The following is a 12,736-nucleotide window of genomic DNA, read 5'->3' on the forward strand; positions in this document are numbered from 1 at the left end:
GTTTTTTTTCGCGACGTCGCGCACAGGTGTGGGTAAAATGCTCTCCCTTTCTATTTGTATTACCAATTAGTGATAACGTGATGAAAGCAGAGATAACCCCTTTAGAGGCACAACGGATCGTTCATTTACGCCGCCGCGATGTGGTACGTAAATTGTTGAACCGGGATAAAACGCCGCTGATGGTGCTGCTGTCGGCTGCCGTTGTGGGTACCCTGGTTGGGATGGTCGGCGTAGCCTTTGAACATGCGGTGAACTGGGTACAGAACGTGCGCATTGGCACCCTGGCTCAGGTGGCTGACCACTGGTTTATAGTATGGCCGCTGGCGTTTATTTTATCAGCCCTGCTGGCAATGGTGGGCTACTGGCTGGTGCGTCGCTTTGCGCCTGAAGCCGGCGGATCAGGCATTCCTGAGATTGAAGGGGCACTGGAAGAACTGCGTCCGGTGCGCTGGTGGCGCGTGTTACCGGTGAAATTTGTCGGTGGCATGGGTACTCTCGGTGCAGGAATGGTATTGGGGCGTGAGGGGCCGACGGTACAAATCGGCGGTAATATCGGGCGTATGGTTGGGGATATTTTCCGCCAGCGCGGTGAGGAGTCGCGCCATACGCTGCTGGCGACCGGCGCAGCGGCGGGCCTCTCGGCTGCGTTTAATGCGCCGCTGGCGGGTATTCTGTTTATCATCGAAGAGATGCGCCCGCAGTTTCGCTACAGTCTGATTTCTATTAAAGCCGTCTTCGTGGGCGTGATTATGTCCAGCGTTGTCTTTCGCATTTTCAATGGCGAAACGCCGGTGATTGAAGTCGGAAAGCTGACTAATGCGCCAGTGAACACGTTGTGGCTGTATTTGGTCCTGGGGATTATCTTTGGCTGCGTTGGCCCGCTGTTCAACACACTGGTGCTGAAAACTCAGGATATGTTCTTCCGTATTCACGGCGGTGATATTAAAAAATGGGTGCTGATTGGCGGTCTGATCGGCGGCGGCTGTGGTGTTCTGGGCTTGTTTCACCCTGCGGCGTCGGGCGGTGGTTTTAGCCTGATCCCAATTGCGGCTGCCGGAAATTATACCGTGGGCGCGCTGTTGTTTTTGTTTATCGCCCGCGTCGCGACAACGCTGCTGTGCTTTTCCTCCGGCGCGCCCGGCGGGATTTTTGCGCCGATGCTGGCGCTAGGCACGCTGCTGGGAACGGCTTTTGGTATGGCGGCGATGAATCTTTTCCCGGCTTATCATTTGGAAGCCGGCACCTTTGCGATTGCCGGAATGGGCGCGCTGTTAGCCGCCTCAGTGCGCGCACCGCTGACCGGAATCGTTTTGGTTTTGGAGATGACCGATAATTATCAGCTCATTTTGCCAATGATTATTACCGGCCTCGGTGCCACGCTATTGGCGCAGTTCCTCGGCGGACAGCCGCTCTACGCCACGATCCTGGCAAGAACCCTTGCCAAGCAGGAAGCTGAACAGGAGGCGAAAGCCCAGCGGCCGGCTCCGGAGAATACTTGAACGATTTACTCGGGTATTAGATAATGACACAAAGAGTCGGGTGAATATTAACCTGAACCTGCAGTATTAATGGGAGCAAAAAATGAGTGATGACGTAGCGCTGCCGCTGGAGTTTACCGACGCCGCAGCCAAAAAAGTAAAAGTCCTGATCGCGGATGAAGAAAATCCAAACCTGAAACTGCGCGTGTACATCACGGGCGGTGGTTGCAGCGGCTTCCAGTATGGTTTTACCTTTGATGACCAGATCAACGACGGCGATATGACCATCGAAAAACAGGGCGTAGGCCTGGTGGTCGATCCGATGAGCCTGCAGTATTTAGTTGGCGGTTCCGTTGATTATACCGAAGGTCTGGAAGGTTCACGCTTTATCGTGACCAACCCGAACGCGACCAGCACCTGCGGCTGCGGTTCTTCGTTCAGCATCTGATGCACGACGCCGGATAGCGATAGCGCTTCTGAGCCTCGCGACAAACTTCAATTGCCCGCCTTCTGGCGGGCAATTTCATTTAGCGGCCTGGTTCGTCCAGCGCAAAGGTTGGCAGCTTGAGGTGCCAACGAATGGCGGCCAGACGAATGACCAGCGTCACTACCATGCCCATCATACTGGCGTTTTCCAGCGGGACATCGAAAGTGTAATAGGCCGTCGCATGGACTATCCCGCCGACAATACAGGCCGTGGCATAGATTTCAGTTCGTAGAATCATCGGGACTTCGCGTGCCAACACATCGCGGATAATCCCACCGCCGACGCCGGTAACCACTCCCATACAGACCGCAACCAGCGGCCCGGAGTGGGCAATAAACGCTTTGTTGACGCCAATACCAACGAATACCGCCAGACCGACCGCATCTAACACCGGCAACACCCATTTGGGTAAACGGCGCGGTTGGCGCACCAGAACGATGGTCAGCATACAGGTGACCATCGCCACTACCAGGTCGGTTGGATCTTTTACCCAGAACACCGGGCCGTTGGCCAGCGCCATATCCCTGATGGTGCCGCCACCGACGGCGGTGACCACGCCAAGTACCAGTACACCGAACGGATCCATACGCAGCTTACCCGCAAGCAAAACGCCGGAGACCGCGAAAACAATGGTGCCTACAATATCCAGCCAGTAAACAAGCATGACCAATTACCCAATTAATGAACCTGCGCGAGTGCAGTACAGAGTTGTTTTGCGGCGAGGATAATACGTGGGCTTGCCCGTTCAAACCAGTCACTATTGAGGGGAATAATAGGGATTGTGAGCTGGTTGGCCCAGTACTGCTGAATTTTGGGTATTTGGCTCGCATCGCCTGCTGCAACGATCACCTGCGGCTGACGCGTTAACACCTGTTCCCGACTGACCTGCGGCCAGGCGACGCGGCTGTCGGCGAAAATATTCTCGCCGCCGCAAACCTCCAGCACCTGATTTTGAATGGCGCTTTTGTTGCTGGTGAAAATGGGATTGAAACCAAACTGCATGAACACCCGCTTTTTCGGCGCGTTGGCGTATTGCGCTTTGAGCGCGGAATAATCATGAAGCAGGGCGGTGGCGGCCTGTTCGGCTTTCTCCGGCGTTGGGCTCCATTTGGCGAGCAGACGCAGCGTGGCGGCAATCTCTTCAATGCTGTGAGTATCCACCCATAAAACGGTGATCCCGATAGCGCGAAGCTGATTGACCTGGCGTTCGGCATTGCCTTCTTTCCACGCCAGCACCAGGTCTGGATGGAGTGCGACGATGCGTTCCAGGTTAATGCCCTGCCAGGAGGCAACCTGCTCAATGGTTTTGGCTTCGGCAGGATAGTCGGACCAGGCGCTCACGCCAATTGGCGTGATTCCGGCGGCAAAGGCCAGTTCGGTATTGGCGGGAGAGAGAGAAATCACCCGCGGCGCGGCACAGAGCCACGCCGGGATGCTTAGCAGCAGGGCCAGCAGCCCTATCGTGAGCCGCTTAGCCACGCGCCAGCTTCTGCACCAGCGTTTCGACCATCAGGGTCGACTGTTTTGCCGCAACCGCCAGGAACTCGTCAAAGCTGAGGTGGGATTGCTGATCGGCAACGTCAGAGATCGCGCGCACCACCACAAACGGTACCGCGAAGCTGTGGCAAACGTGGGCGATTGCCGTCGCTTCCATCTCAACCGCAATGGCTTGTGGGAAGTTGTGGCGGATTTTTGCCAGGCCAACGGAACCGTTGATGAAAGCGTCGCCGCTGACGATCAGGCCGCGTACTGCATTGAGGTCTAAGGATTTAATGCATTCTTCGGCAGCGGCAATCAGTTTGTCGTCTGCTTTGAAGGCCGCTGGGCAGCCCGCCATCTGGCCGATTTCGTAGCCGAATGCGGTGACGTCAGCGTCGTGGTAGCGCGCTTCATCGGAAACCACGATGTCGCCTACTTTCAGGGTTGGCGCGAGGCCGCCTGCGGAACCGGTATTAATGATGACATCCGGCTGGCAGCGCTCCAGCAGCAGGGTTGCGCCCATTGCTGCGGCGACTTTACCAATGCCAGATTTCAGTAACGCGACGTCAACGCCGTTTAGCTGGCCGGTGTAGATCTCGCTGCCGCCAATGGTGATGGTCTGACGATTCTCGATTTTGTCACGCAGCAGCGTAACTTCTTCTTCCATTGCGCCAATAATGCCGATTTTCATAGATTTACTCGCGATGTGCCATGTTTAAAGGCATAGTCTATCATGCGGTTCAGGGGAAGCGCATTTCTCGCGACGGAGAGGCTATGGCTACGATTGATTTTCGCAATAAAATTAACTGGCATCGGCGCTATCGTTCACCGCAGGGCGTCAGTTCTGAACATGACATTCTGCGCATTTTTGAGAGCGATCGCGGGCGCATTATTAACTCTCCGGCGATTCGGCGACTGCAGCAAAAAACGCAGGTCTTCCCGCTTGAACGTAACGCCGCCGTACGCACGCGCCTGACGCACTCAATGGAAGTGCAGCAAGTTGGGCGCTACATCGCCAAAGAGATCCTAAGCCGTCTGAAAGAAAAGACGCTGCTCGCGACCTATGGGTTAGATGAGCTGACCGGGCCGTTTGAAAGTATTGTTGAGATGGCGTGCCTGATGCACGACATTGGCAACCCACCGTTTGGTCATTTTGGTGAAGCGGCAATTAACGACTGGTTCAGCCATCGCCTGGCGCCAAAAGATGCCCGACAGCAACCGCAGAGCCATGACCGCTGCGAAGTGGGGGAGCTAAAGTTACGAGAAGGCGAAGACGCGCTTAATTTGCTGCGCAGCAAAGTGCGGCAGGATTTGTGTCATTTTGAAGGTAATGCGCAGGGTATTCGTTTAGTACATACCTTGATGCGTATGAATCTGACCTGGGCGCAGGTGGGATGTATTTTAAAATACACACGTCCGGCTTGGTGGGCGGCAGAAGTGCCAAAAACGCACAGCTATTTAATGAAAAAACCAGGCTATTACCTGGCGGAAGAGCACTATATTGCGCGCTTACGTAAAGAACTTGATTTGGCACCTTACAATCGCTTCCCGCTAACCTGGATTATGGAAGCGGCCGATGATATTTCTTATTGTGTTGCCGATCTTGAAGATGCGGTAGAAAAAAGAATTTTCAGCGTCGAACAGCTGTATCAGCATTTATATGAAGCATGGCCTAAACACGGCAAAGGATCGCTGTTCGCTCAGGTCGTGGAAAATGCCTGGGATAAATCCCGCGCTAATTCATTAAGTCGGAGCGCAGAAGACCAATTCTTCATGTATTTGCGGGTCAATACATTAAATAAATTGGTGCCTTATGCGGCACAGCGTTTTATCGATAATCTGCCGCAGATTTATGACGGTGATTTTAATCACGCGCTGCTGGAAGATGAAAGTAGCTACAGCGAGCTGCTTGCGTTATACAAGAATGTGGCAAGAAAACATGTGTTTAGTCATCCAGAGGTTGAGCAACTTGAGCTACAAGGCTATCGCGTCATTGGCGGCCTGTTGGATATTTATTCACCGCTGTTAAAATTATCTCTGAGTGATTTTAGTGAGTTGGTAGAACATGAACGTGTGCGCCACTTACCAATAGAATCACGACTCTTTTGCAAGCTCTCAACGCGCCATCGTTTAGCTTATGTTGAAGCTGTTAATAAAATTTCGCGGGAGTCTGTGGAATTTCCCATAATGGAATATTATTATCGCTGTCGCCTGATTCAGGATTATATCAGCGGGATGACCGATCTCTATGCGTGGGATGAATATCGGCGGCTGATGGCGGTGGAATAATCAGAAGTTTTGTAAAGGCGCTCAATAAATTTTTACTTTTCCCATGTGCAGTTGCAGGGAACTTAGTGCCATAAAGTGAATCTGATTAGTCACGAACATCGTAACTTTGCGTAATCTGAAATTGAGATTGAAACACATGAAAAAAACCACGTTAGCAATGAGTGCACTGGCTCTTAGTTTAAGTCTGGCTCTGTCTCCGTTGTCCGCTAGCGCGGCCGAGACGGCTTCTTCCTCCGCATCTGCTGCGCAGCCAATGCCAAGCCTGGCGCCGATGCTGGAAAAGGTTATGCCGTCAGTCGTCAGCATTAATGTTGAGGGCAGCACAACGGTAAACACGCCGCGTATGGGGCGTAATTTCCAGCAGTTCTTCGGTGACAATTCGCCGTTCTGCCAGGATGGCTCGCCTTTCCAGAGCTCTCCATTCTGCCAGGGCGCAGGCCCGGATGGCGGTAACGGGGGCGGAAGTCCGCAGCAGCAACAGAAATTTATGGCTCTGGGTTCCGGGGTGGTGATTGATGCGGCGAAAGGCTATGTCGTCACCAATAACCACGTGGTGGATAACGCCAACGTGATTAAGGTTCAGCTGAGCGATGGCCGTAAGTTTGACGCCAAAGTGGTGGGGAAAGATCCGCGTTCTGATATCGCGCTGATTCAGATTCAGGATCCGAAAAACCTGACGGCAATTAAGCTGGCGGATTCCGACGCTCTGCGTGTCGGTGACTACACCGTGGCTATCGGTAACCCGTTTGGTCTGGGTGAAACCGTGACCTCCGGTATTGTGTCAGCGCTAGGCCGTAGCGGCCTGAACGTCGAAAACTACGAAAACTTTATTCAGACCGATGCTGCGATTAACCGCGGTAACTCCGGCGGTGCGCTGGTTAACCTGAACGGCGAACTTATCGGTATCAACACCGCGATTCTTGCACCGGACGGCGGTAACATCGGGATCGGCTTTGCTATCCCAAGTAATATGGTGAAAAACCTTACCGACCAGATGGTGAAATACGGTCAGGTGAAACGCGGCGAACTGGGCATTATGGGGACCGAACTGAACTCCGAACTGGCAAAAGCCATGAAGGTTGATGCTCAGCGCGGCGCATTCGTAAGCCAGGTCATGCCGAACTCGTCCGCAGCGAAAGCTGGGATTAAAGCGGGTGACGTCATTACCTCTCTGAACGGTAAAGCAATCAGCAGCTTCGCGGCGCTGCGTGCGCAGGTTGGTACGATGCCAATCGGCAGCAAAATCAGCCTCGGCCTGCAGCGTGACGGTAAGCCGCTGACGGTCGAAATTGAGCTGCAGCAGAGCAGCCAGAACCAGGTGGACTCCAGCTCAATCTTCAACGGTATCGAAGGGGCGGAGATGAGCAACAAAGGCCAGGATAAAGGTGTCGTGGTGAGTTCCGTGAAAGCGGGTACGCCGGCGGCGCAGATTGGCCTGAAAAAAGGTGATGTGATTGTGGGGGCTAACCAGCAGGCGGTGAAAAATATCGCCGAGCTGCGTAAAATCCTCGACAGCAAACCTTCCGTTCTGGCGCTGAACATTCAGCGTGGCGATAGCTCTATCTATCTGTTGATGCAGTAATCTTCCTCCCAACCCTTTCCCCATCCGGGGAAAGGGTTTCTTTTCCCCGGTTATGTGAAGCCTCCCACAACTCCATAGATCTCAATCGTGCTTTGTGCGTTTGCACAGTGCGAGGCTAAATTATCTTTCTTATCATGTAACCTGCTCACAGGAGGGGTTCATGGCTAGCTGGCATCTTGATACGAAAATGGCGCAGGATATCGTGGCGCGAACAATGCGGATTATCGATACCAATATCAACGTGATGGATGCCCGTGGGCGCATTATCGGCAGCGGCGATCGCGAGCGTATTGGTGAATTGCACGAAGGCGCGCTGCTGGTGCTGTCTCAGGGACGGGTGGTCGATATTGACGATGCGGTCGCTCGTCACCTGCACGGGGTGCGTCAGGGGATTAACCTGCCGTTGCGCCTGGAAGGAGAAATCGTCGGCGTTATCGGCCTGACCGGTGAGCCGGAGACGCTGCGCAAGTACGGCGAGCTGGTCTGTATGACGGCGGAGATGATGCTGGAACAGTCGCGCCTGATGCACCTGCTGGCGCAGGATAGTCGCCTACGCGAAGAGCTGGTGATGAATCTTATCCAGGCTGAGGAGAATACGCCGGCGCTAACCGAATGGGCGCAACGCTTGGGAATCGATCTTAATCAGCCGCGCGTTGCGGCGGTGGTGGAGGTCGACAGCGGTCAGTTGGGCGTGGATAGCGCCATGGCGGAATTGCAGCAATTGCAAAACGCGCTAACCACACCGGAGCGTAATAACCTGATAGCCATTGTTTCGCTGACTGAAATGGTGGTGCTGAAACCGGCGCTGAACCAGTTTGGCCGCTGGGATGCGGAAGATCATCAGAAACGGGTAGAACAGCTGATTTCGCGCATGAAGGAGAATGGGCATCTGCGTTTTCGCGTTGCGCTGGGTAACTACTTTACCGGGCCTGGCAGTATTGCGCGCTCTTATCGCACCGCGCGCACCACCATGATGGTGGGTAAGCAGCGAATGCCCGATAGCCGCAGCTATTTTTACCAGGATCTGATGCTACCGGTGCTGCTTGATAGCCTGCGCGGTGGCTGGCAAGCCAATGAGCTTTCCCGTCCATTAATGCGGCTAAAAGCGATGGATAATAATGGGCTGTTACGCCGAACGCTGGCCGCGTGGTTTCGTCACAATGTGCAGCCATTGGCCACGTCAAAGGCGCTGTTTATCCACCGTAACACGCTGGAGTACCGGCTGAACCGGATTTCGGAGCTGACGGGGTTGGATTTGGGGAATTTTGACGACCGACTGCTGCTGTATATTGCATTGCAGCTCGATGAGCAGCGGTGATGAACCCGGCGGTGCTGCGCCGCCGGGATAATAAAGTAGACGAAACCTTATTTATTACGCGTCAGTTTTTCCAGATCGGCTTCAATTTCGCTGATCTTGTTGGTGACCACGCTTTCCAGATGACGCAGGTCGTCGAGGATCTTACGCTTCAGATCGACTTCGGTACGGTCGCGCTGGCAAATCTGATCTAGTTCATCAATGATATAGCGCAGATTAGGACTGATCTCCTGCACCTCTTTGAAACCCTGGCCTACGCCATCGGCGGCCACGGTTTTACGCTGGCGTGGATATTTGAACTTCACGCTTTTCGCGAAAAACTCACCCTTATCCTTCTGGAAATAGATTTTCAGGATATCGTTGTTGGCTTCCTGCCGGAGGCTGTAACGATCGATTTCATCAGGATTGGTAATGCCCAAACTTTTCAGATTATCGTACATAGCGGTACCCTTGATCTAAATTAACTATTGAATAATTAACGAAAAAATCATTTTCCGCCAGCGTGTAGATAAAAAAAAGCGGGGTAGCCCCCGCTTTTTATATCTTCTTAATCGATGGTGCGTAGCAGTTCGTTGATGCCCACTTTACCGCGGGTTTTCGCGTCAACTTTCTTCACGATAACCGCGCAGTACAGGCTGTATTTACCGTCTTTAGATGGCAGATTGCCGGAGACCACCACGGAACCTGCCGGCACGCGACCGTAGAATACTTCGCCGGTTTCACGGTCGTAGATTTTGGTGCTCTGGCCCAGGTAAACGCCCATGGAGATAACAGAGCCTTCTTCAACGATAACGCCCTCAACCACTTCGGAGCGTGCGCCGATGAAGCAGTTGTCTTCGATGATGGTTGGGTTAGCCTGCAGTGGCTCCAGTACGCCACCAATGCCGACGCCGCCGGACAGGTGAACGTTTTTACCGATCTGTGCACAGGAACCCACGGTTGCCCAGGTATCCACCATGGAACCTTCATCAACGTAGGCACCAATGTTGACGTAGGAAGGCATCAGCACGGTGTTACGTGCGATGTAAGCACCCTGACGGACGGCCGCAGGTGGTACCACGCGGAAGCCTTCTTTCTGGAAACGCGCTTCGTCGTAGTCGGCGAATTTCATCGGCACTTTATCGAAGTAGCGGCTTTCCGCGCCATCGATAACCTGGTTATCGTTAATGCGGAAAGAGAGCAGAACCGCTTTCTTCAGCCACTGGTGAGTGACCCACTGGCCGTCAATTTTTTCAGCGACACGCAGCGCGCCGGAATCCAGCAGGGAAATAACCTGGTTGACCGCTTCGCGAGTTACGGTATCCACGTTTGCCGGCGTGATGTCGGCGCGACGCTCAAAAGCGGACTCAATAACGTTCTGTAATTGCTGCATTGTTTACTCTTTCCATTTACTAATAAAAAATCGTTACCCTTTATCGTTTGGATTGAGGGCTGCTGTCAACCGTTGTTGCACTTCTTGTTGCAGCACATTATTAAGGGCACGCCGGTCTGCGGTGGCGATTATAAATAAATCTTCTACTCGTTCACCAATTGTCGTAATTCTGGCCCCATGGAGTGAAATTCCGAGGTCAGCGAACACCTGCCCGACGCGGGCGAGCAGCCCAGGCTGATCGAGCGCAATCAGTTCGAGGAATGAGCGACGGTCGGTGTGCGTTGGCAGGAAATTGACCTCGGTATCCACGGAGAAGTGACGCAGTTTGGCGGCCTGGCGGCGAGGCTGAGGGGGCTGCCAGCTATGCTGGGTGATGGCCTGTTCGAGTCCGAAGCGAATCGCTTCGTGACGATCGCCGGAAAGCGGGCTGCCGTCAGGCTCAAGCACAATAAAGGAGTCCATCGCCATGCCGTCGCGGGTGGTGAAAATCTGCGCGTCGTGCACGCTGAGGTTACGGCGGTCAAGTTCGGCGCAAACCGCGGCGAACAGGTACGGTCGGTCCGGGCTCCAGATAAAAATTTCGGTTCCGCCGCGCGTAGCCTGCGGGCTAAGCAGGATCATCGGCTGGGTCAGGTCGTGCTTCAGCAGATGACGGGCGTGCCACGCCAGTTGATTTGGCGTGTGGCGCACAAAGTAGTTGGCGCGACAGCGGTTCCAGATCTGATGCAGCGCCTCTTCATCAATATTGTCCATGCGCAGCAGCGCCAGCGCCTGCATCTGGTGATGGCGTACGCGCTCGCGCATATCCGGTGTGTTCTGCATCCCGCGACGCAGTTGTTTTTCGGTGGCAAAGTACAGCTCACGCAACAGGCTCTGTTTCCAGCTATTCCACAGGGTTTCGTTTGTCGCGCAGATATCGGCCACCGTCAGGCATACCAGGAAGCGCAGACGGTGTTCAGTCTGTACTTCTTCGGCGAACTGTTTGATCACTTCTGGATCCTGAATATCGCGACGCTGGGCAGTGACCGACATCAACAGATGCTGGCGCACTAACCAGGCAACCAACTGGGTTTCCCGCGAGTTGAGACCGTGCAATTCGGCAAACTTGAGCACGTCCTGCGCGCCGAGGACGGAATGGTCGCCGCCGCGCCCTTTGGCGATATCGTGGAATAGGGCGGCAATCAGGATAAGTTCCGGATGGTTCAATCGCGGCCACAGATCGACGCACAGCGGATGACGTGGGCGCGTCTCTTCATGAGCAAAGCTTTCCAGCTTCAGTAAGACGCGAATGGTGTGCTCGTCCACGGTGTAGGCGTGGAACAGGTCAAACTGCATCTGCCCGACGATATGCGACCACTGCGGCATATAGGCCCACAGCACGCTGTGGCGATGCATCGGCAGCAAGCCGCGGCTGACGGCGCCCTGGTGACGAAGCATGCTCAGAAACAGCTCGCGGGCTTCCGGGATGTAGCACAGCGGTTGACTGAGGTGACGACGGGCGTGACGTAAATGACGTAACGTGGTCGAGTAAATCCCGGTAATGCTGCTGTTACGTACCATGATGTGGAACATGCGCAGAATGGCCTGCGGCTCGCGGACGAACAGCGTATCGTCACGCAGATCGATAAGCGTGCCGCGTAGCTGAAAATCGTCGTCAATCGCCCGGGGTTTTTCATCTTCGGTGAGCGCAAGGATCGCCTCATCAAACAGCTGCAGCAGCATGTGATTGAGCTCGCCGACCCGGCGCGTCACACGATAGAAATCCTTCATCATGTGTTCAATCGGCTGGTTGCCTTCACCCGCGTAATTGAGCCGTTGGGCGACGCTGAGCTGGCGGTCGAACAGTAGGCGGTTATCGTAGCGGTTAAGCTCCAGATGCAGGGCGAAGCGAATCCGCCACAGCAGATGCAGACATTCATTAAGCTCGTTACGTTCGGCTTCGGTTAGAAAGCCAAAGCTCACCATTTCATCGAGCGAAGTGGCGCCAAAGTGGCGGCGGGCGACCCACTGAATCGTGTGGATATCGCGCAGGCCGCCGGGGCTGCTTTTAATGTCCGGCTCCAGGTTGTAGCTGGTGCCGTGATAGCGCTGGTGGCGCGCCTCTTGTTCGGCAACCTTCGCCGGGAAAAAGGTTTCCGACGGCCAGAAGCCTTCGCTGAAGACGTTTTTCTGCAATTCAAGAAACAGCGCGACGTCGCCAATCAGCAGACGGGACTCAATCAGGTTGGTGGCGACGGTTAAATCCGACAGCCCTTCCAGCAGGCACTCTTCCAGCGTACGTACGCTGTGGCCAACTTCCAGCTTCAGATCCCACAGCAGCGTCAGCAGTTCGCCAATCTTCTGCGCCTGATCGTCGGGCAGCTTTTTACGGCTTAGGATCAGCAAATCAACGTCAGAAAGCGGATGCAGTTCACCGCGGCCGTAGCCGCCGACGGCGACCAGCGCGGCATCTTCCACTTCACCAAAACCGTACAGCAGCCACAGGCGCTGTAAGAGCTGATCGATAAATTCGGTACGGGCTTCGATCAACTGTTCAGCGGAGATACCGCTGTCGAAGGCCTCCCCCAGCCAGCGCTGAAAATCATCGAGACGGTTTTTAATCTCCGCGCAGTTCAGGCTGCTTTGCGGCCAATCAACCGGGTTTTCCGGCTGGCCGGGCAGGGTGGGGAGAATTGTGCATGCCAGTTCAGGTAAGGAGTTACTCATCAAACCACCCATAAGAAAAAACTATCAC

Annotated in this window: 11 protein-coding genes; 5 read left to right on the plus strand and 6 right to left on the minus strand. The window is 54.4% G+C overall.

All coding sequences use genetic code 11. The features are described 5' to 3' along the window. The first annotated feature begins 80 nt into the window (after nucleotides 1–80). Together clcA and erpA are read left to right on the plus strand one after the other, a co-directional pair. Complete coding sequence (gene clcA / locus KCR01S_RS09395; RefSeq protein ID WP_061282396.1) at nucleotides 81–1,499, plus strand: H(+)/Cl(-) exchange transporter ClcA; 1,419 nt, start codon at nucleotides 81–83, stop codon at nucleotides 1,497–1,499. A gap of 82 nt (nucleotides 1,500–1,581) precedes the next feature. After that, the gene (gene erpA / locus KCR01S_RS09400; protein ID WP_052285393.1) at nucleotides 1,582–1,926 is read left to right on the plus strand and encodes an iron-sulfur cluster insertion protein ErpA; all 345 of its coding nucleotides are present in this window, start codon (nucleotides 1,582–1,584) and stop codon (nucleotides 1,924–1,926) included. A 79-nt stretch (nucleotides 1,927–2,005) separates the two neighbouring features. On the opposite strand, the gene KCR01S_RS09405 is transcribed toward erpA, so the two are convergent. From KCR01S_RS09405 to mtnN, 3 genes are read right to left on the minus strand one after another with little or no spacing between them, the layout of a single operon-like run. Beyond that, nucleotides 2,006–2,629: a TRIC cation channel family protein gene (locus KCR01S_RS09405; protein WP_061282398.1), complete on the minus strand. Its 624-nt coding sequence runs from the start codon at nucleotides 2,627–2,629 to the stop codon at nucleotides 2,006–2,008. Between the two features lie 14 nt (nucleotides 2,630–2,643). Then, on the minus strand, nucleotides 2,644–3,444 hold the full coding sequence (btuF, locus tag KCR01S_RS09410) for a vitamin B12 ABC transporter substrate-binding protein BtuF (RefSeq protein WP_061282400.1): 801 nt from the start codon (nucleotides 3,442–3,444) through the stop codon (nucleotides 2,644–2,646). Further along, nucleotides 3,437–4,135, minus strand: a complete 699-nt coding sequence (gene mtnN / locus KCR01S_RS09415; RefSeq protein WP_061282402.1) for a 5'-methylthioadenosine/S-adenosylhomocysteine nucleosidase — start codon at nucleotides 4,133–4,135, stop codon at nucleotides 3,437–3,439. Before mtnN ends, btuF begins: the two co-directional genes overlap by 8 nt. Nucleotides 4,136–4,218: 83 nt before the next feature. On the opposite strand from mtnN, the gene dgt reads away from it, so the two are divergent. The 3 genes from dgt to cdaR all read left to right on the plus strand — a co-directional run bounded on the left by dgt (nucleotide 4,219) and on the right by cdaR (nucleotide 8,633). Continuing rightward, complete coding sequence (gene dgt, locus KCR01S_RS09420) at nucleotides 4,219–5,733, plus strand: dGTPase (RefSeq protein WP_061282404.1); 1,515 nt, start codon at nucleotides 4,219–4,221, stop codon at nucleotides 5,731–5,733. A 136-nt stretch (nucleotides 5,734–5,869) separates the two neighbouring features. After that, complete coding sequence (gene degP, locus KCR01S_RS09425; RefSeq protein WP_052285398.1) at nucleotides 5,870–7,315, plus strand: serine endoprotease DegP; 1,446 nt, start codon at nucleotides 5,870–5,872, stop codon at nucleotides 7,313–7,315. 160 nt (nucleotides 7,316–7,475) lie between these two features. After that, the gene (gene cdaR, locus KCR01S_RS09430) at nucleotides 7,476–8,633 is read left to right on the plus strand and encodes a DNA-binding transcriptional regulator CdaR (RefSeq protein ID WP_061282406.1); all 1,158 of its coding nucleotides are present in this window, start codon (nucleotides 7,476–7,478) and stop codon (nucleotides 8,631–8,633) included. 47 nt (nucleotides 8,634–8,680) lie between these two features. On the opposite strand, the gene KCR01S_RS09435 is transcribed toward cdaR, so the two are convergent. The 3 genes from KCR01S_RS09435 to glnD all read right to left on the minus strand — a co-directional run bounded on the left by KCR01S_RS09435 (nucleotide 8,681) and on the right by glnD (nucleotide 12,708). Next, on the minus strand, nucleotides 8,681–9,070 hold the full coding sequence (locus KCR01S_RS09435) for a DUF3461 family protein (protein WP_061282408.1): 390 nt from the start codon (nucleotides 9,068–9,070) through the stop codon (nucleotides 8,681–8,683). 107 nt (nucleotides 9,071–9,177) lie between these two features. Beyond that, nucleotides 9,178–10,002 carry a 2,3,4,5-tetrahydropyridine-2,6-dicarboxylate N-succinyltransferase gene (gene dapD / locus KCR01S_RS09440; RefSeq protein ID WP_052285401.1) on the minus strand — a complete coding sequence of 275 codons (825 nt, stop codon included), beginning with the start codon at nucleotides 10,000–10,002 and terminating at the stop codon, nucleotides 9,178–9,180. A 33-nt stretch (nucleotides 10,003–10,035) separates the two neighbouring features. Beyond that, complete coding sequence (gene glnD, locus KCR01S_RS09445) at nucleotides 10,036–12,708, minus strand: bifunctional uridylyltransferase/uridylyl-removing protein GlnD (RefSeq protein ID WP_061282411.1); 2,673 nt, start codon at nucleotides 12,706–12,708, stop codon at nucleotides 10,036–10,038. Nucleotides 12,709–12,736 lie beyond the last annotated feature (28 nt).

The organism is Kluyvera cryocrescens NBRC 102467 (assembly GCF_001571285.1).
Lineage (GTDB): Bacteria > Pseudomonadota > Gammaproteobacteria > Enterobacterales > Enterobacteriaceae > Kluyvera > Kluyvera cryocrescens.